General features: G+C 60.2%; 16 protein-coding genes and 2 pseudogenes. 15 read left to right on the top strand and 3 right to left on the bottom strand.

What is annotated here, in order from left to right; translation table 11 throughout:
• Positions 1-31: 31 nt before the first annotated feature.
• Positions 32-1,291 carry an MFS transporter gene (locus CP49_RS08785; protein ID WP_057849945.1) on the top strand — a complete coding sequence of 420 codons (1,260 nt, stop codon included), beginning with the start codon at positions 32-34 and terminating at the stop codon, positions 1,289-1,291.
• Between the two features lie 27 nt (positions 1,292-1,318).
• On the opposite strand, the pseudogene CP49_RS08780 reads toward CP49_RS08785, so the two are convergent.
• A pseudogene (locus CP49_RS08780) lies at positions 1,319-2,283 on the bottom strand (tripartite tricarboxylate transporter substrate binding protein).
• A 91-nt stretch (positions 2,284-2,374) separates the two neighbouring features.
• Here CP49_RS08780 and CP49_RS08775 point away from each other — a divergent pair.
• The 10 genes from CP49_RS08775 (at position 2,375) to CP49_RS08730 (ending at position 11,765) form a co-directional block, all read left to right on the top strand.
• A complete protein-coding gene (locus tag CP49_RS08775) occupies positions 2,375-3,100 on the top strand; it encodes a TetR/AcrR family transcriptional regulator (RefSeq protein WP_057849880.1) in 726 nt (241 codons plus the stop codon).
• A 47-nt stretch (positions 3,101-3,147) separates the two neighbouring features.
• A complete protein-coding gene (locus tag CP49_RS08770) occupies positions 3,148-4,017 on the top strand; it encodes an amidohydrolase family protein (RefSeq protein ID WP_057849879.1) in 870 nt (289 codons plus the stop codon).
• Between the two features lie 13 nt (positions 4,018-4,030).
• A complete protein-coding gene (locus CP49_RS08765) occupies positions 4,031-5,035 on the top strand; it encodes a Bug family tripartite tricarboxylate transporter substrate binding protein (protein ID WP_057849878.1) in 1,005 nt (334 codons plus the stop codon).
• Positions 5,036-5,090: 55 nt separating this feature from the next.
• On the top strand, positions 5,091-5,816 hold the full coding sequence (locus CP49_RS08760) for a PIG-L deacetylase family protein (protein WP_057849877.1): 726 nt from the start codon (positions 5,091-5,093) through the stop codon (positions 5,814-5,816).
• Positions 5,813-6,505, top strand: a complete 693-nt coding sequence (locus tag CP49_RS08755) for a 4-carboxy-4-hydroxy-2-oxoadipate aldolase/oxaloacetate decarboxylase (protein ID WP_057849876.1) — start codon at positions 5,813-5,815, stop codon at positions 6,503-6,505. The genes CP49_RS08760 and CP49_RS08755 overlap by 4 nt, the downstream gene beginning before the upstream one ends.
• A gap of 7 nt (positions 6,506-6,512) precedes the next feature.
• Positions 6,513-7,358 carry a substrate-binding domain-containing protein gene (locus CP49_RS08750; protein ID WP_057849944.1) on the top strand — a complete coding sequence of 282 codons (846 nt, stop codon included), beginning with the start codon at positions 6,513-6,515 and terminating at the stop codon, positions 7,356-7,358.
• A 143-nt stretch (positions 7,359-7,501) separates the two neighbouring features.
• Complete coding sequence (locus tag CP49_RS08745) at positions 7,502-8,452, top strand: catechol 2,3-dioxygenase (protein WP_057849875.1); 951 nt, start codon at positions 7,502-7,504, stop codon at positions 8,450-8,452.
• Between the two features lie 129 nt (positions 8,453-8,581).
• On the top strand, positions 8,582-9,790 hold the full coding sequence (locus tag CP49_RS08740) for a cytochrome P450 (protein WP_057849874.1): 1,209 nt from the start codon (positions 8,582-8,584) through the stop codon (positions 9,788-9,790).
• A 100-nt stretch (positions 9,791-9,890) separates the two neighbouring features.
• Positions 9,891-10,946 (top strand): DUF3616 domain-containing protein, encoded by a 1,056-nt coding sequence (locus CP49_RS08735; protein ID WP_057849873.1) that lies wholly within the window; start codon positions 9,891-9,893, stop codon positions 10,944-10,946.
• Between the two features lie 81 nt (positions 10,947-11,027).
• Positions 11,028-11,765: a DUF2272 domain-containing protein gene (locus tag CP49_RS08730; RefSeq protein WP_057849872.1), complete on the top strand. Its 738-nt coding sequence runs from the start codon at positions 11,028-11,030 to the stop codon at positions 11,763-11,765.
• Positions 11,766-12,388: 623 nt separating this feature from the next.
• On the opposite strand, the gene CP49_RS47090 is transcribed toward CP49_RS08730, so the two are convergent.
• Complete coding sequence (locus CP49_RS47090; protein ID WP_245310615.1) at positions 12,389-13,396, bottom strand: hypothetical protein; 1,008 nt, start codon at positions 13,394-13,396, stop codon at positions 12,389-12,391.
• A 60-nt stretch (positions 13,397-13,456) separates the two neighbouring features.
• Positions 13,457-14,865, bottom strand: a pseudogene (locus tag CP49_RS48885) (caspase family protein).
• Positions 14,866-15,220: 355 nt separating this feature from the next.
• On the opposite strand from CP49_RS48885, the gene CP49_RS45835 reads away from it, so the two are divergent.
• From CP49_RS45835 to CP49_RS08715, 4 genes are all read left to right on the top strand, one after another.
• Entirely contained in the window at positions 15,221-16,135 is a 915-nt protein-coding gene (locus CP49_RS45835; protein WP_197423053.1) for a DUF4238 domain-containing protein, read from the top strand.
• Between the two features lie 304 nt (positions 16,136-16,439).
• Positions 16,440-17,156 carry a hypothetical protein gene (locus CP49_RS45830; RefSeq protein ID WP_197423052.1) on the top strand — a complete coding sequence of 239 codons (717 nt, stop codon included), beginning with the start codon at positions 16,440-16,442 and terminating at the stop codon, positions 17,154-17,156.
• Between the two features lie 7 nt (positions 17,157-17,163).
• Complete coding sequence (locus CP49_RS45825; protein WP_197423051.1) at positions 17,164-17,700, top strand: hypothetical protein; 537 nt, start codon at positions 17,164-17,166, stop codon at positions 17,698-17,700.
• Between the two features lie 89 nt (positions 17,701-17,789).
• Positions 17,790-18,818: an IS630 family transposase gene (locus CP49_RS08715; protein ID WP_057849871.1), complete on the top strand. Its 1,029-nt coding sequence runs from the start codon at positions 17,790-17,792 to the stop codon at positions 18,816-18,818.
• The last annotated feature ends 608 nt before the right edge of the window (positions 18,819-19,426 follow it).

Below are 19,426 nucleotides of genomic sequence, written 5' to 3'. Positions count from 1 at the left end.
GGTGGACCGCGATGAATCGCGACGACGCATCTTGAGCGACCCCGCGCGGCCTTCCGCGCTCGAACCATTCCGTGTCAGGAACTACCGTTTTCAGTGGCCCGCCGATCTGCTCACCTCGTGGGCGTTCGAGATGGAGATGCTCATTCTCGGCTGGTACGTGCTGGTCGAGACCGGGTCGGTCCTGTTGCTCACTCTGTTCGCCTCGCTCGGCTATATCGGCACGCTGGTAGCGCCGATGTTCGGCGTCGTCGGCGACCGGATCGGTCACCGCGATCTGCTGGCGATGATGCGCGCGACCTACGCGGTGCTGGCGGCCGTGCTGATGACGCTGGCGCTGTCGGGCCACCTCGCGCCGCTCTATGTATTCATCGTCGCGGCCGTCATGGGCATCGTCCGGCCATCCGATCTCGGTGTGCGCGGCGCGCTGGTTGCGACCATTATGCCGCATGGCCAGTTGATCGGAGCGATCAGTATCTCGCGTACGACGATGGATACCGCGCGCATCGCCGGCGCGCTGAGCGGCGCCGGATTGTTTGCCGCACTCGGAATGGGCCCGGCCTATGTGGCGATCGTCTGCCTTTACATTACCGCGACCGCGCTGACGCTGTGCATCGTGGCGCCGGCAAAGCCGCAACTCGCGGGCGAGGCTGCCAGCGAGGCGCTGCAGCGCTCGCCGTTGCGCGACCTCAAGGAAGGCGTGGCCTATGTCTGGACCACGCCGCGGATGCAGGCCGCGCTCTGGGTGGCGTTCCTGGCCAACCTGACGGCGTATCCGCTCTCCAACGGTCTGCTGCCCTATATCGCCAAGGCGATCTACGGCACAAACCAGACCGGGCTTGGCTATCTGTCGGCGAGCTTTGCGATCGGCTCGCTGGCCGGCTCGATCGTGTTGAGCCTGATCCGCGATCTCCGAGTGGCGCGGCTGATGATCGGCGCCACCGTCGTCTGGTACGCGACCTTGCTGATCTTCGTGCAGATGCAGACGGTGCCGACCGCGATCGTGTGCCTGGTCGTGGCGGGCTTTTCGCAAAGCCTCGCGATGATCTCGATCGCCGTCATCCTGATGCGGACTGCGAGCGAGAATTTCCGCGGCCGGGTCATGGGCGTGCGCATGATGGTGATCTACGGGCTGCCGATCGGCCTTTTAGCCGCCGGCAGTCTGATCGACGAGATCGGATTTGCGGCGACCGGAACGCTCTATGCCGCAGCCGGTCTCGCGCTGATGCTGGCGATCGTGCTGCACTGGCGCGCCGATCTGTGGCACCTGCACGCGCCGGCGAATGCGCGGTGATCCGACTGGTGGAGGCCGCGCAGGCGCTCACTGCACCTTGATATTCGCCTCTTTCAACACCGGCTCCCACTTCGCGGCCTCGGCGCGCATGAAGGCGTCGAAATCTTTTGGCGAGCTGCCGACCGGCGTGGCGCCCATCTTTTCCAGCGCGGTGAGGACGACCGGATCCTTCAGCGCCGCGGCCAAGCCGCTATGAATTTTGGCGACCAATTCCGGCGCCATGCCTGCGGGGCCGAGAAAGCCCCACCAGACGGAGGCGTCATAGCCGGGCAGGCCGGCTTCCGCGACCGTGGGAACATCGGGCAATGTCTTCGAGCGCTGGGCCGTTGTCACCGCAAGGGCGCGCACGGCGTTGCCCTCGAGCTGGCCGACGACTTCGGGCAGCGGATTGACGCTGATCGGAATCTCGCCGGCGATGACGGCCGTGAGGGCAGGGGCGCCGCCCTTGCCTGGATCTTGATCTTGGCCATGTAGTTGAGAAGTTCGCCGGCGAGATGGGCCGAGGTGCCGTTGCCGGACATGCCGTATGACAATGACTCCGGCTTTTCGCGCGCGGTCGCCAGCAACTCCTGCAAATTCTTCACCTGACTGCTCTTGGACACCACGATCGCGAGCGGCGAATAGGCGACTTCGCTGATGGCGGTGAAATCCTTGAAGGTGTCGTAGGGCAGCTTCGGATAGAAGAACTGGTTCAGCGGATGGCCGCTTGCCACCAGGATCAGCGTGTAACCGTCCGGCGCCGATTGCGTGAGCGCTTGCGATGCGATGATTCCGCCGGCACCCGGCCGATTTTCGATGACCGGATGCTGTCCCCAGGTCTTCGAAAGCGATTGCGCTAGCGTGCGCGCCAGCACGTCGACGGCGCCGCCGGCAGCGTAGGGCACCAGGATGCGCACGGGCCGGGTCGGGAACTGCTCCGAGTAGGCGTGTGTGGCCGCCAGAGAAAGCGTGGCGGCTGCGAATACGCGCAGGATCTTGCTGAAAACGGACATGCGGGGCGCCTTCCTCTGGAATAGGATTTTTGTTGACTAGACCTTATCATTTGTACAAACGTACAAAAGTCGAGAACGGAAAGCAAATGCCATGACGCGAAATCCCAACATGCGGGAAGCCATCCTGAGCGCGGCCGAGCTGTTGTTCTCGACGCGCGGCTTCAATGCCGTGTCGATCCGCGACATCGCGTTGGAAGCCGGCGCCAATCCGGGCAGCATCACCTATCATTTCAAGAGCAAGGACGGCTTGCTGCTGGAAATCTACAAGCGGCACTGCGGGCCGATGAACAAGCGCCGCATTGAGTTGCTGGTGGCGGCGAGGCGCGTGCGTGACGTTCAGGACCGCCTGGAAGCGATCGTGCGGGCCTATGTACAGCCGGCGTTTTCATCCAGCAGCGACCTCGCCGGCGGCGGGGCGCGGTTCACGCGGCTGCGCGCCGTGATGTCGGCGGAAGGCAACGCCGTGGTGGGCCGCATCATCGCGGAAATCTTCGATGACACCACCAACGCGTTCATCGAAGCGATCGGGGAAAGCCTGCCGCATCTGCCACGAACGACGATCGTGTGGCGCTCGCAATTCCTGCTCGGCGCACTCTACTACACCCTTGTCAATCCGGAGCGGGTCACAAGGCTCTCCCGCGGCGAAGCCGACGGCGCCGATATGGCGGAAGCGATCGAGCAACTGGTAACCGCAACGGTGGCCTCGTTGCAGGCGTCTGACGTCGAGCACATAGACGGCGCGTTACGCCGGACGAAGCTGGCCCAGCCGGCGGCAAAAGGCGCTTCCGTGAAGCGGAAAGAAAATCCGGCTTCATGACTATCGAGTTGCCGTGAAGCGCGACCAAAAACACTGCAGAAGGCACCATGCACAAGCCGACAATCCCCGGACCCGATCCCGATACGCGAACGCCGAAATTCAAACTCCCGGCGCTGGCGTGTGACGCGCATACCCATATTTTCGGCCCCGGTGACAAATACCCCTACGCGTCGGGACGGCCCTATACGCCGCCGGACGCGCCGCTCGAGGATTTCCGGGCGCTGCACAGCAAGCTCGGGATCGGCCGCGCCGTCATCGTCAATGCCAGCGTGCACGGCACCGACAATCGCGTGGCGCTCGATGCCATTGCCATCAGCAACGGGACGTTTCGCGCCGTCGCCAATATCGACGATACCATTACCGAGCGCGGCCTTCGCGAACTGCATGAAGGCGGTTTCCGCGGGTGCCGCTTCAACTTCGTGCGTCATCTTGGCGGCGTGCCCGATATGAGGGTGTTCCATCACATCGTCGCGATGGTGGCGCCGCTCGGCTGGCACATTGACCTGCATTTCGATGCGATCGATCTGCCTGAATATGCCGGGATGCTCGCAAAATTGCCGGTCCGCTACACCATCGACCACATGGGGCGCGTCAAGGCATCTGACGGCCTCGATCAGCTTCCGTTCCGGACGCTGATTGACCTGATGACGCGCGATGAGAAATGCTGGGTCAAGGTGTGCGGCTGCGAGCGGGTGTCATCCGCCGGACCACCGTTTCATGACGCGGTGCCGTTCGCGCGCCGCATCGTCGAGACCGCGCCGGACCGCGTGATCTGGGGAACCGACTGGCCGCATCCCAATGTGAAGGTGATGCCCAACGACGGCGATCTGGTCGACCTCATTCCGCTGTTTGCACCGGAGCCGGAGTTGCAGCAGAAGATCCTGGTCGACAATCCGGCGCGGTTGTTCGAGTTCTGAAGGAGCGAGTGCGATGGCGAACAAACGCAAGCGAGATACTCCGAGCCGACGCGGCGTGTCATTCGGCTCGGCGGCTGCCTTGCTGGCGGCGTTGCTGCTTCCGCAAATCGCCCACGCTCAAAACTATCCGAGCCGGCCGGTTCGGCTGATCTTGCCGTTCGGTCCCGGCGGCGTTGCCGACGTCACGGCGCGGCTGGTCACCGAAAAGCTCGGCGAAAAGCTAGGCCAGCGCTTCGTCATCGAGAACATGCCGGGCGCCGGTGGCATCAATGCCGCGCGCGCCGTGCTGTCCGCGCCCGCCGACGGCTATACGCTGGCGCTGCTCAGCAATGGGACCGCGATTTCCGTGTCGCTGTTCAAGAACCTGGCGTTCAATCCGGTCACCGACTTCGTTCCGGTCTCGAGCATGGGCTATTTCGACTTCATCTTCGTGACGCAAGCCGGCTCGCCATATCCGACGCTGGCTGAATTCATCAAGGCGGCTAAGGAAAAACCCCGCACGCTTAATGTCGGCACCATCAATGTCGGATCGACGCAAAACCTCGCAGCGCAATTGTTCAAATCGACCGCGGGCGTCGATGTTACCATCGTGCCGTTTCGCAGCTCGCCCGATGTGATGATCGCGCTGTTGCGTGGCGATATTCAGATGGCGATCGAAAATTACAGCGCTGTGCGATCGCATATTGCCGACAAGGCGGCGATTGCCGTGTCGTCTTCAGGGCTGGTGCGCACCACGTTCTTGCCCGACGTGCCGACCGTGAAGGAAGCGGGGGGCGGCGATTTCGAGGCGCGGTCCTGGAACGCGATTTTTGCACCTAAGGGCACGCCGCCAGAGGTGATCAGTACCCTCAACGCCGCGCTGCGCGAGGTGCTCGACATGCCGGAGTTGAAGAAGCGCGCGCTGGATCTCGGCATCCAGGCCAAGGCTAGTTCGCCCGAGGAAATCCAGGAACGGCTGAAGGCCGATATCGACAAATGGGCCCAAGTGATCGAGCGGGCAGGAATTGCCAAACAATAGTCACGCGGCCGGTGCAGCCGGCAACGTGCAACAATCGAAGGAGGAAATCCCGGTCATGAGCAATGCTGGCAAAACGGGCCTGGTGGTCACGGCGCATCCTGGCGATTTCGTCTGGCGTGCGGGTGGCGCGATCGCGCTGCACGCCAAGAAAGGCTACCGCATCAAGATCGCCTGCCTGTCGTTCGGCGAGCGCGGCGAGAGCCAGTTCGCCTGGAAAGAAGCGGGCGCGACGATGGAGAAGGTGAAGGCCGGACGACGCGATGAGGCGCAGCGCGCGGCGGAGATGCTGGGCGCAGAGATCGAGTTCTTCGATGCCGGTGATTATCCGCTGCGGCTGACGGATAAGCATTTCGACCGCATGGTCGATATCTATCGCGAGCTCAATCCGTCCTTCGTGCTGACCCATGCGCTGGAGGATCCCTATAATTTCGATCATCCGAACGCCGCACACTTCGCCCAGGAAACCCGCGTGGTCGCACAGGCGATGGGTCACAAGCCCGGCGCCAAATATACCTATTCGGCGCCGCCGGTGTTCCTGTTCGAGCCGCACCAGCCCGAGATGTGCAACTTCAAGCCGCAGGTGATCCTCAACATCGACGAGGTCTGGGAGATCAAGCGCAAGACGTTCGAGATTCTCGCCGCCCAGAAGCATCTGTGGGCCTACTATGAGCGGGTCGCGCTGCAGAGGGGCGTGCAGGGCGGCCGCAATACGGGCAAGCCCATGACCTATGGCGAGGCGTATCAGCGGCTGTTCCCGATGGCGATGGAGGAACTGGCGTGAAGACAGTCGTCGTCCGCAACATCAAGCGAACCGATGCTGAGCTCGTCAAGCGGCTGGGCGTGCTCGGTGTCGCTACCGCGCACGAGGCCTATGGCCGCTTTGGGCTGATGAAGCCCTATCTGCGTCCGGTCTGGAGCGGGGCCGAAGCCGCCGGCACCGCCGTGACCGTGCTGGCACAGCCCGGCGACAACTGGATGATCCATGTCGCGGTCGAGCAGTGCCAGCCCGGCGACATCCTGGTGGTCGGTTGCACGACGGATAATACCGACGGCATGTTCGGCGATCTGCTCGCGACCTCGCTGATGGCGCGCGGCGTCCGCGGCCTCGTCATCGACGCCGGCGTTCGCGACGCCAAATCGCTTCGTGAAATGGGCTTTCCGGTTTGGTCGAAGGCCATCTCGGCCAAGGGCACGGTCAAGGCGACGCTGGGCGCGGTCAACGTGCCCGTAGTCTGCGCCGGCATCAATGTCGTGCCGGGGGATGCTGTGGTGGCGGATGACGATGGCGTCGTGGTGATCGGGCGCAAGGACGCGGCCGATGTGGTCACCAAAGGCGAGAAGCGCGTCGCCGATGAGGACGGCAAGCGGCGGCAACTGGCCTCGGGCGTGCTCGGGCTCGATATGTACAACATGCGCGAGCCGCTGGCGAAAGCCGGTCTCGTTTATGTCGACGAGCTGGAGGAGGACTGAGGTGGCGATGCGCCTGCGCACCTTGCTCGGCGACCATCCCGGCACGACTGCGCTGAAGAATGGATCGATCAGATCGGATCTGGTCGAGTTCGATTTCGCGCAGTATTCGCCAACCAACAAAGGCTTCAAGCCGATGGTCCGCGAAGGGGCGTTTGACGTCTCGGAGATGGCGATCGTCACTTATCTGATGGCGAAGTCTTTTGAGAAGCCGATGGTCCTGTTGCCGGATGTCGTGCTGGCGCGGTTTCAGCATGGGAACGCGCTCTACAATGCGAAGGCGGGAAAGCTCGCGCCACGCGACCTCAACGGTAAGCGCGTCGGCATCCGCTCCTTCACCACCACGACCGGCGCATGGCTGCGCGGCATCCTTGCCAATGATTACGGCGTCGATCTCGATTCGATCGACTGGGTGACGTTCGAGGACGCCCATGTCGCCGAATTCACGGATACGACCAAGCGGGCGCCCGCAGGCAAGCAGATCATCCAGATGCTGATCGATGGAGAACTCGACGCAGTGCTCGGCGAAAAATCGGATCATCCGGATTTGAAGCCGCTGTTTGCCGATGTCGCCACCGAAGAGAAAGCCTGGTTCGAAAAGCACAGGGTGGTGCCGATCAACCACATGGTGGTGGTGAGCCGGGCTCTGTCCGACCAGCATCCGGACGTGGTGCGGGAGGTCCATCGACTGCTGTCCGCGGCCGCCGCCGCTTCGCCGGCCGCGCCGCGCTTTAGCCGAGACGAAATGCAGCGTTCGCTGCAACTGATCATCGATTATTCCGCGCAGCAAAAGCTCATCCCGCGTGCGTTCAGCGTGGACGACCTGTTCGACGACGTAACGCGGGCGCTTTGGTAGCACCTGCACGGTGTCATCATCCGCGAAGGCGGATGATCCGGTACTCCGCGGCGCTTCGGTCAATCTCGACGGCGCGGCGTACTGGATACCCCGCCTTCGCGGGGTATGACGACCGGAAAATTGAACGATCAGGAGAAAGCAACATGACCCCCGAGCCGATTTTCGATCTCGCCCATCTCGGCCACATGGAATTGCTGACGCCGAAGCCGGACGAAAGCCTGAAATTCTTCGTCGAGGTCATGGGCATGACCGTCAGCGGACAAAAAGGCGAATCGGTCTATCTGCGCGGCTGGGACGATTACGAGCGCTATTCGCTCAAGCTGACGGCCTCAAAGACCTCAGGCATGGAGCACATGGCGTTGCGCGCCCGCAGCCCGCAGGCGCTGGAGCGCCGCGTTGCTGCGCTGAAGGGCTCCGGCTTCGATATCGGCTGGGTCGACGGCGACATGGGGCAGGGGCCGGCGTTCCGCTGCCGCGATCCCGATGGTCACATCGTTGAGCTGTATTACGAGACCGAGTGGTATCAGCCACCGCCGGAATTGAAGCCCGCGCTGAAGAACCAGGCGCAGCGATTTCCGGCGCGCGGCGTCAATGTCCGCCGGCTCGATCATCTCAATTGCCTCGCGGTCGACATCAAGGCGAACCGTCTCTTCTTCGAGAACTATCTCGGCCTGCGCACCACCGAGCAGATCGTGCTCAACGACGGCACGGAAGCCGCGATGTGGATGACGATGTCGAACAAGAGCTACGACTTCGCCTATACCCGCGATCACTATGGCAGGGCCGGCCGCTTCCATCACGTCACCTACGCGCTCGACAGCCGCGAGGAAATCCTGCGCGCCGCCGATATCTTTCTCGAGAACGGCGTCTACATCGAGGCCGGCCCGCACAAGCACGCGATCCAGCAGACTTTCTTCCTCTATGTATGGGAGCCCGGCGGCAACCGCGTCGAGGTCGCGAACGCTGGCGCCCGCTTGATCCTCGCGCCCGATTGGAAACCGATCGTCTGGACCGAGGAAGAGCGAAAGAAAGGCCAGGCCTGGGGGCTGAAGACGATCGAATCGTTTCACACCCACGGCACACCGCCGGTGTGAGGAGCTTACTCCACGGCAATTCCACGACCTTTGCTGCAATGAAGGAACTGTAACCCGGCAGGATCGAGCTTGCGTCCGCGCCATTGCGCACCATCTTGATGCGGCGTGAACGGCGTTGCGAGGCGGTCGATGCTGAAGCATGTGGATTTCACCAGCGAGGCGTTTTTTCGTCATCCGGAAGCGGGCGTCGCGAGCTTGCGCGCATCCGCTCCCGTCGTCGCCACGAAATTTCCGATCATCGGCCGGGTCTGGATCACCACGACCTATGAGACGACGGCGCGCGTGCTGAAAGACAGCGCGTTTTTCACGCTGCGGAAGGAGGGCGGGTCGCTCGCCGGCCTGCCCTGGTGGATGCCAAGGTTCATCGCAGCAGTCGCCAACAATATGCTGACGATGGACGAGCCGGACCACACGCGCCTGCGCAATATCGTCGACGAGGCGTTCCGCCGCCGTGCCGTGCTTGACATGGAACCGCATATCCGCGCCATCGCAGATCGCCTCGCCGATGACTTGTTTGCGGCCGGTAGTCCTGTCGATCTGGTGCAGCGTTATGCGCGGATGCTGCCGCTTGCGGTGATTTGCGAGCTCCTCGGCCTGCCGCCGGCCGACCGGCCGAAATTCATTGCCTGGGCCAATTCGATCGCGAACCTCACCAGCGCCTTCGGCCTTGTGCGCCTGATGGGCGGGCTCATCAGGATGCGGCGCTATCTGCAGGGACGTTTACAGATTGCCCGGGAACAGGGCGGCGAAGGATTGATCGCCGAACTGGTGAGGGTCGAGAAGGAAGGCAGCCGCATCACGCCGAACGAGATGGTCTCGATGGTGTTTCTGCTGCTCGGCGCGGGATCCGAGACCACGACGCATCTGATCAGCGGATCGGTTTTCGAATTGCTGAAGGATCCGGATCGCCGCGATTGGCTCGCGGCGGACTGGAGCCGTGCAGGGCTGGCGGTCGAAGAATTCCTGCGCTTCGTCTCGCCTGTGCAATTCTCAAAGCCGCGCTACGTGCGCCAGGACGTCGATCTCGAGGGCGTGAAACTGAAGAAGGGCGATCGGATCATGGCGATGATCGTCGCCGCCAATCTGGACCCGCAGGCTAACGAGTGTCCCGAACGCCTCGATCTCGAGCGGCGGCCGAACCGGCATCTGGCGTTCGGGACGGGAATTCATTTCTGCCTCGGCCATCAACTCGCGCGGATCGAGGGAATTTGCGCACTGCAGGCGCTGTTCACGCGCTGGCCCGCGCTCAAGCTGGCGGTCGAGCCGTCGCAGATTCATTGGCGGAGACGGCCCGGCATTCGCATGATCGCGGAGTTGCCGGTGGTGGCGGGCGTTTGATCGCAGTTACGGATTTAACATGGGGTTGTATTATCTGATTTGACACGCGGGCGATGCACGTGCAGTGTGATTGCTTTACGGATCGTTGGGGCAATGGCACATGGTCCAGCTTACCCTTGCATTGCGCCTGTTGGTTATTGCCGTCATATCTACAGTTACCACTTCCCGGGTGGCGGCAGCACAAGCCGCTGATCTGATCACGACGTATCGCGGCGCCTGCGACGGCTCCGCTGCGATCGCGCTTGACCGCGATCGCTTTGCCGTGGCGGACGATGACAGCAATGTCCTCAATGTCTACCGAACGGGACATGAGGCTGCCATCTTAGAACTCAACCTGGATCAATTCCTCGAAGCTCCGAAAAAGAAGAAACCCGGACCTGATGGCAAACCGGTTTTCAAAGAAGCTGACATAGAAGGGGCGGCGCGTATCGGCGATCGCATCTACTGGATCGGCTCGCATGGTCGCGATTCCGATGGCAACGCGGAGCCGGGTCGGTCACGCTTGTTTGCGACCCGCATCGTATCGCATCCGGATGGGCCTCGTCTGGAGCCGGTAAAACCCGGCGCGTATGCGGCCTTGCGTGAGAGCATGCTCGACGACCCGAAGCTGAAGCCGCTGAGACTTTCCAAGGCCTTCGGGCCCGATGAAAAGAAAGGGCCAGCTCCCGAAGCAAAGAAGGGTTTCAATATCGAAGGCCTCGCTGCGACGCCCGAAGGTGGCCTCCTGATTGGATTTCGCAATCCGCGTCCCGGCAAAGAAGCAATAGTGATCCCTCTCAGCAATCCCGCCGACGTAGTGGACGCCGGCAAGAAGCCCGTCTTCGGCAATCCAAAATGGCTCGATCTCGAGGGGCGCGGCATCCGCAGCATCGAATGGATAAACAATGTCTACGTCATCGTTGCCGGGCCGCACGGCAAAGCCGAGGAGTCCGATATCAAGCCGCCATTCGCCCTCTTCACCTGGAGCGGGACCGACAAAAAGCCGCGCATGATGAAGAAAATCAAACTCCCAGACGATTTCGCGCCTGAAGCGGTATTTGAAATTCCGGGCAGTCCGAACATGATGGTGCTGTCCGACGATGGGACCGACAAGTGCAAGGATGCGGACAAATCCAGGAAATCTTTTCGAGCTTTGACCATTCCGGCGCCGAAGTGACGCCGCAATGGTGCCTCGCGCGATAGCGCGTGGAGCATATTGCCGTGTTGTTACGTTTGAGATTGCAAGAAAGGATCAGTGATGTCATTTCAGGAAGAACTTATTGCTCGCGCCATAGAACAGTGGGAATGGTTTGGTCGGGACGAGGACAGGGACGACAAGTTCATCGATCCCGAAGGGAAGACAACGAAGAGCAAAACATCAAACGGAGTGCCGAACAGGCGCAAGGAAACCGTTGAGCCGTTCGCCAGCCAGGTTGCAAACTATTGGCTCGCCATTCCGAGCAAGCAATACGACGATCTCGTCAAGAAATTTGCCAAAGCCAAGGGCAAGCTCGATGGGACTATTGATCTGGCATGGTCGGCGGCATTCATTTCCTATTGCATGCAGATGGCCGGGGCCGGGTCGGCGTTCCCCTATTCGTCGGGCCACGCAACCTGGATGGTTCTGTCGATCAAGAACAAGCGCAACGGGAAACTGAAGGCGTCGCTTGTCGGCTTTCGGCCCGGTGAAATCCCGCTCGAGCCCGGTGATCTCATTGCGAGGCCGCGCCAGGCGGGGATCACTTACGATAATGCGGTGGAGAAAGGCTGGTTCATCAGCCATTCGGATATCGTGGTGGAGGTCGATAAGGAGAAGAAAGTTGCCTATGTGATCGGTGGCAATGTCGGGCAATCGGTCAGCAAGGCGGAGGTGACGATCGACTCCGACGGAAAGCTGAACGACCGGGACGGCTGGATGGTCCACATTCAGAATAACATCGCGATCAAGGCACCGCTCGTTGCGTCGTTGCCAACAAGCGAAGCAAGGGTTGGATAAAGGCGACGGGCAGGACGCCGCGCACGGCGTCCAGCTCTCTGCTGTCAGCCAATTTTCGAGGATAACGCTGTTAAGCCTCGGGCATTGTGCCGCGAGATCGTGGAGCCATGTCTGGATGAAGCGCTATGCGCGTATCGGAGACCGTCGGCGGCTGGCTGGGGCTCTTGGACACTTATAGAACTCTATGCCTTGCTCCATCACCAGAAATTCGCGAGATATTGGAGCAGGTTAGGGCCTTCGGGGCTAACAGTCCAAGCGAATCCGCTTTTGCTCGATTTCAGCATCGGTAATCATGGGGCTCCGCCGCTACCAATCCCGCCGTTATGCCACGTAAGCCTCAAGTACCGGAGTCTTGGACGCTGCCGCTTGCGTCCGCTGTCTTGCAATCCGTTTGGCAACGTCCCGAATGAGCTGGAGCTTCCGCTTGTCCTCATCAAGGCAAGCAAGGAGCTGCTCATCCGAGGCAGCGCTTATGGGGTCCGGCTCGCAAAGATGCGCTGCGGCGAGGCGGCAATAATCGCCCCGCAAGAGTTCGGCCCCGGCAAACTGGGCCAATTCCGCGGCCGCGCTTGGAACGCCGTAGGTAAGTCTAACGGCCAGCCAACCCGACGCGGTTACCCAGGTCAAGCGTCGGGTGCAATATCTCTGCAACACGCGCAGCAACAGGTACAAGATCGCAAGTCCGTGCCGCTACCGAGCGGATAGGGCCTGCCGCTCCACCAAAGCCCCCACCAAAGCGTCAGCACGCGTTCGATCTCGTTCATCGCTCGGCCGGACACAAACAACAAGCAGGCGACAGCTTTCTTGGCGCGCAACGTGGCCTGATGACTTTCGGTTATCCCCCGCTGAAGCGCATTCAAAACCTGCCAAGGCACGCCTTGTCCCCGGAGCTCATTAGGCCAAAGTTGTGGTTCCTTCTGCGTGCTCTTCTTGTTGATCGGGAACAAAACCTGATCGACCTCGACAGTCGTTTGCGCCGCCGCAATTAGAACAGGATCGCTAATTTCTTCGGGTTGAAGCGACGCGAGGCAGTCCACCAGCGCAACGATGGACCCCACCTCAGCTGCGCTTTCTCCAGCGAGACGTCCAAGCTTGGTGAGTTCAAAAGCGCCTGCCGCATTTTTCTCCAAAAGGTGATGTTGTTCCAAATCCGCCAAAGCCAAGACAAGATCGGCTCGGCTCCACTGCCATCCCGTGCTCGCGCGCCTCGCCTGAAAGGCTCCAAAGCTGGATTCGAGGAATTCGACGATCTCCTCACTTGCGGCCCCTTCGCCGGCCGCGCGACGGGCGGCAACCAAGACGCGGATGATAAGGGAACGGGGATCTGTCTTTTCATCGAGGAAGCGCGACACCAAATCCTCCGGCGTCGCCTTCACATACCGCGACCAGAGATCATGTTCGGCACGCGGATCGAGCGCCAACAGATATGAGGCGCCTTTTTCAGCAAAACCAAGCCGGCCAGCACGACCGACGAGATTCTTGTACTCTGCTACGGAATACGGTTCATCGCCGGGATGAGTCAGCCCGGCAATGATTACCGAAGAGGCGGGCGTATTTATGCCCATCGCCAACGTGGTTGTCGCAGCAATGACCCGCAGCCCGGAGCCGGACCGTCGAAACTCTTCTTCCACGATCCGGCGTTCTTCGCGTTCAAGATCAGCATTAGGGCGATCAATTGTGGTTCAACCCCCTCACGGCGACGCATCCGAATCAAATTCGAGATTGGCGCCGCGCCTGCTGTCGGCAATCATTTGTGCTTCATCAATAACAATCGTGCCGACCTGCGCCAGCACGTGCGGAAAAGTGAGGGCGATAGCCGCAAACTTTTCGTAGGTCAGGAGGCCAATATCGTATTGGCCCCGAAGCAACGGCGTGATGTCATCGGTTTCACCAGTGGCTTCCACCGTCCGAACACCGAAGGCACCATAGACGTTCGCGAAATGACGACGCTTGTCGGCGACAAGAGCCTTGAGCGGTAACAGGAACAGGGCCCGCTTGCGACCAGCACACTTCGCAATGCCGCTAACTCGCCCACCATCGTCTTGCCAGACGAGGTCGGAGCCGAGACGACAAGATTCTCGCCATCCAATACGCCGAAGTCGTTGATGGCAGTTGTCTGAATCGCATTCAGAGATGGGATCGCACCGCCCCAGGCAGCAATCAGTGCGCTCGGGAATCCAGCCGCAGCAAGACTAGAGAGATCTGATGACACACTGGCTGGCAATCGCGACGGGAATGCAGCCTGATACTTTGCGCCTGCTACAAACACGGGCCATTCAATGTCACCATCGATGGTTCCACGCATGGTCGGATTTTGCAGCTTTCCAACTTGAGACGCGGCAGCCTTTACCCGGTTCGTGACGTGTTCGAGCATCCGGTAGAGCGAGATCTTGCCTCCGCCAACGACTTCTTCAGCACCGCGCAACGCCTCCAGCAAGAAATGGGTGAGGAACCCATGCCCGAAGCGACGGTGTTCGTAGGCGGGTTCGGTTGCGGCAGATGCCGTGAAAATAATACGCCCTGCGCCCGCAAGCTGGGCGAGCCTCGCGTCGGTTGACATGATGCTCCGGGCCTTCGTGTCGACGTGCAGCACCTTCGCTCCAATGCCGCCGGAGAAACAGCAATCGAGGAAGAGGATCAAACGCTTTGCTGGAATGCGCGAAAACCAATCCTGCAACAGATCGAGCGGGATGGCAGTGCCCGTGAGATCGGCCAGATCCGCGTCATGCGTCACAAGTTCGTGCGACTCCGATCCGTGGCCGGAGAAGGCAATCACCACCGTATCTTCGGGATCACACCCGGACAGGTCCGCAAAAGCCGCCTCGACACGTGAGCGCGTGGCATCGGCATTGATGAGCTGACATGTGCGCGTCGCGATGCAATGGCGCTCGAAGCGCTGTTCTTTGACACGCTCGGCGGATCGACCGTGCTGCTGACGGATGCTGGCTGAGACGTAACGATCAATGCCGATGAAGAGACCGCGAAACGCCGCGGGCCACCGCCTTATGCCCGTTGAATGCCGACAGAGAACGAGGCCCGCGATAAATGCTTCTTCCGGTCGTGAGGTGGCAACTTTAGGGGGTGGCCGACAACCTACCAACTGTATATGGGGATGGTTCCTGCCATCGCAAGTGCATCCATTAAGTCCTTGATTTTTTGTTCTTAATTTGTTCGCGTGCTTGAAGCCGACAAGTTTCGCTTTGCGGTCTTCCAGCAAACGCTAGGTTTCGTATAGCAACAAAGCCGATGGACCAAGCCGGTCGTTCTTTGCAGGTATCGAACGTGGCCGGCGTTGGCCTGCGATGACGAGCCATTAGGCTTAGCTCGTCGTATTGCCGCGAAAAAGCTGAACGCTGTGGGCATGCGGCTTAACCGGTTGGCAATTCGACCCCATATCAGGAGTGCCCGATCGATGGCCCGGCGCTGACGGCTCGTCGATACAATAGGCGCGTGAAGTGGACTTACAGCTCGTCGCTCGGGAGCGGCGCTACAAATCGGTGGGCATGTCGCCAACAAGAAACAATCACTATGTTCCGCGGTGGTATCAGGCCGGCTTCTTTGAGCCGGGGCGCAATACGCTCGCCTATTTTGATCTCACGCCGCCTCAGAAAGCACTCGATGACGGTCGGATTGTCACGATTGGCAAGTCCCTGATCCATTGGCCGACTACCCAGTGCTTTCAACAGAAAGATCTCTATTCGACGTTCTTCGGCACGGTCGTCAGCGACGAGATCGAGCGCCGATTGTTTGGCGATGTCGATGCCAAGGGCGCGCAGGCCGTGCGAGCGTTTTGTGAGAACGACCCCGGCAAGTGGCACGAGCATTTTCAAACTCTGTTCCAATACATCGACGTGCAGAAAATCCGCACACCCAAGGGACTCGATTGGTTGAAAGCGCAGTATCCTGCTTTGACGCAAAACGATCTCATGTTCGAAATGCAAGGCATTCGCTCGATGCACTGCACTATCTGGGCCGAGGGCGTGCGCGAAATTGTGGCCGCCGATGACTCCGAGATCAAATTCATCACCAGCGATCATCCGGTCACCATTTATAATCATGCGGTACCGCCTGATGCTACGCTCGGCGCGTATCCGCTCGACCCGTCGATCGCACTGAAGGCGTCGCAGACACTTTTTCCACTCTCACGTGACTTCTGTCTGATCCTCACCAATCTTGAATATGCGCAGAACCCCGATGCAAACCCGCTCGAGAAGCGGACCTTTGCGCGAAACTACCGAAATTCAATGGTTCGAACCGACGCCTTCATCCGCGTGCGTAAGTTCGCCGCGCCCGATGTTGCGCGCATCAATCGGATTATCCGAGCGAGAGCCCGCCGCTTTATTGCCGCGGGCCGCAAGGAGTGGCTGTAGCCGGACGAAACCGAAGATTGGAGTGAATGCCGACGCGTTCTCTTACCGCCCGAAAACGAAATCTTCCACTATGGCGGCGAGATGTTCGCTAAGTTCGAGAGCGGTCACGTCCATTACCAGGACGCGTTCGGCAGGACCGAAAAGGAGCGTGAATGGCTGCAGAAGCCGGCCGCGCCAAACCCCTGCGACCCAATGATGTGTGCGCGGATGCGGCTACGGACAACGCTTTAAGGACTGCTGCGCTTCGAAACCGCCCGCGTTGCGACCAACGTGGACCGAGCGCAGCATCCGCGAACGCAACATCATGTTTTACAACGCCCTTGAGCATGTGCTCGGGCTCGCCGAAACGGAAAAAGATTGGGTCACCATCCGCCGCGAAATGACCGACGAGAAAATCAAGCAAATCTATCATTTGTACGAAGGTCTATGGCCGGAACAGACCGACCTTTTGCAGCTCCTCCCGAAGCCCGACGGGACGCCGCGGGCGATCTATACCGGCGCTATTCACCCCGACGCGATAGCGGACTACGCGCTCGGGGCATCGCTGTATTTTGGAGAGTTGATTATTCAGCACCCGTTCGTGAATGCGCGCATTCTGAACCCCAAATTTAGTCCCGTCAAAAATCGGAGTGCCTATCGTCAGGAGGTACTCAAATCGATTGCGTTCTTTTACACAGTAATGCCGTTGGTCGAGCGCGGCTTGGTCAATCTGATCCCTGATCCGTGTGACTTTGACAAACATCTTCGCGACCAGATGTGGCAGATGGCGCGATCCCGATCGGTCGGTAATGACCCGCGAATATACGAAGACCATCGCACGAAGGTCTTGATGAGGGAGGACGCCCAGCGCGGTATCATGTCCATGCCGCAGCGGGCCTTGCGTTCGCAGATGCAAAAGGTGTTTCCTGACAAAGACGAAGCCGAACGCGAGACCATGCTGCAAGCAATGCTTCGACTTCAAGAACAGGATCCGCTGGCCGTCCTCCAGCAAGAGCCGTTTGAGAGCGGTGAGGGCGGCTAGCCTTAACATGGCGAAATTGGCGCCGAATTTTGAGATGGCCATGTATTTGGCTCAAGCGACAGGTGCCAGCATCGTCACCGACAGCCCGGCTCGCTGGCAAGAAATACTCATGGCCGCAGCCCGGTCGGCACGCATACCAACAATGGCGGTACCCGAGCTCGCCCGCGCTATTCGTGAGTCCGTGTTTGCGTTTCCACAAACGGCGTCTGACGTCGTGGCGTTAGCGTCGGATACGTCGTTTTTCGGGTATCATCAAGTTATGCGCGACGCATTCAAGTATGTAACGAAACGCGGCGATCGCGGCCGCAAGCCGAATGTTGAGCAGGGGCTGGCCGGCCGCTTCACGCGTACGCACACACCGGCGCAGCAGAGTCTTCAAAAAGCCGATATCCCGCTCAAACAAGCGCGAATTGCCGGTCTGTTCCTGCAGGGCGGGATCCAGGACAACACCGTCAATCGTCTGCTCTTGATGTCAAGTTCGGAGAACCATCTGCCAAATGTCGCGATGGTCTTTCATATTGAGCCAATCAAGGTGGCCGACTAGACGACCGATTCCATGAACTTGGCAGTCATGGAACGGGAGGTTTGTTTGTGGATTCCTCGTTTGCGATTGACTGAACGAGGAGTTTCATCATGGCAGGATGGCGGCAAGGGGTCGAGTTGGCGATGACCGACGAAGAGATTGAAACGTTGACGGCTCTTTCGCGGTCGCGGACCGAACCGGCGCGCCGGGTATCGCGGGCTGCGATGCTGCTTGCCTACCGCGAGACCCCGTCGTTCTTTGCGGTGGGACAAAGACTTGGCGCCCATCATCAGACGGTCCAGCGCTGCGTCGAGCGGGCGGCGGCTGATGGCGCGCTGGCGGCGCTCGATGAGCGCCCGCGACCGGGCAAGGAGCCGGTGATCACGCCGTCCGGACATGAATGTCTCGCCCGTCTGGTTCAGGGCACGGTGTGCAAGCTTCTCGGTCAGCAGGAAATCAAGCCGCACAAGGTGCGCTACTATCTTGAAAACCGCGACGCCGAGTTCGAGCAGAAGATGGCTGAGGTTCTGTATGTCTATCGCGAGGTCCAGGTCCTGAAAAAAGCCGCCGCCCGATCGAAGAAGTCGGACAAACCGGTAGCGATCGTCTCCTACGACGAGAAGCCGGGAATCCAGGCCGTCGCGACGACAGCGCCGGATCTGCCGCCTGTGCCGGGCGTACATGCGACCTTCGCGCGCGATCATGAGTACAAACGTCACGGCACGCTCAGCCTGTTGGCGGGCATTGACCTGCTCACCGGGAAGGTCCACGCGCTCGTCAAAGACCGCCACCGCAGCCGAGAGTTCGTAGAATTCCTCAAGCTTCTCGATGCCGCCTATCCGGCCAGGACCGCGATCAAGTTGATCCTCGACAATCATTCCGCGCACATCTCGAGGGAAACCAGAGCCTGGCTCGACACACGACCGGCAGGCCGCTTCCAGTTTACCTTCACGCCCAAGCACGGCTCCTGGCTCAACCTCATCGAGGGCTTCTTCTCCAAGTTCGCCCGCTCCGTCCTGCGTCACATCAGGGTTACATCAAAGCACGAACTCAAAGAGCGCATCATGGCCGGAATCGACGACGTCAATCGCCATCCCGTCGTCCATACTTGGTCCTACAAACTCGCCGACGCCGCCTGATATGATTCGAACCAAGAAAACGATGATCTAGCAAGCTTTCGCTGGCTGAACCTAGCTCAAACTTCCCCAGGATGGATTGGAGCGAGAGTTCAAATTTTTCAATTGGTTAGAAGCCGGCGTGTGCACGACGTGTGCACCGGGAGATCTAGAAAAATCCATTGAGGGCAAGTGTGGGCCGCTCGTTTTTGGAGTGATCTGACGTCCGTAGAGCCTGGGCGGTCTAAGAGTGGCGCCGCAAGGGCAGAGCATTCGAAGGCTTGCGAGTTGATAGCGCCCCTCACGGGCAGAGCTTCGTGCTCGACCGATCGCGAAAAGCTATGCGAACTGCACTCAGGACAAAAATCGATGTCGGGGTTCGAGTCTCTCCCCGCTACCAGAGCTCCCCGCAAATGTACCTAAGTTTTCGGCTTGAGCGGTTCGCACTATGGCGTGATCGCGCTTCAATTTGGCAGCCACACCTAGTGATGTTAATCGGCAGTAGGTGCGAACGCCCAGACTGCGACTGCTTAGTGATCTCTGGATTGGTCCCGGGCCTGGATTCGAACCAGGATCTCTAGTCTTACTGTGTCACAAAAGAAGGCGCTTCGTCTGCCGGGTGCAACAAGGAC

Origin of the sequence: Bradyrhizobium valentinum, from assembly GCF_001440405.1 — a bacterium.
In the GTDB taxonomy this organism is placed as follows: Bacteria; Pseudomonadota; Alphaproteobacteria; order Rhizobiales; family Xanthobacteraceae; genus Bradyrhizobium; species Bradyrhizobium valentinum.
Note: the sequence above shows the minus strand (reverse complement) of the source record. Positions and strands in the feature narration are given on the sequence as shown.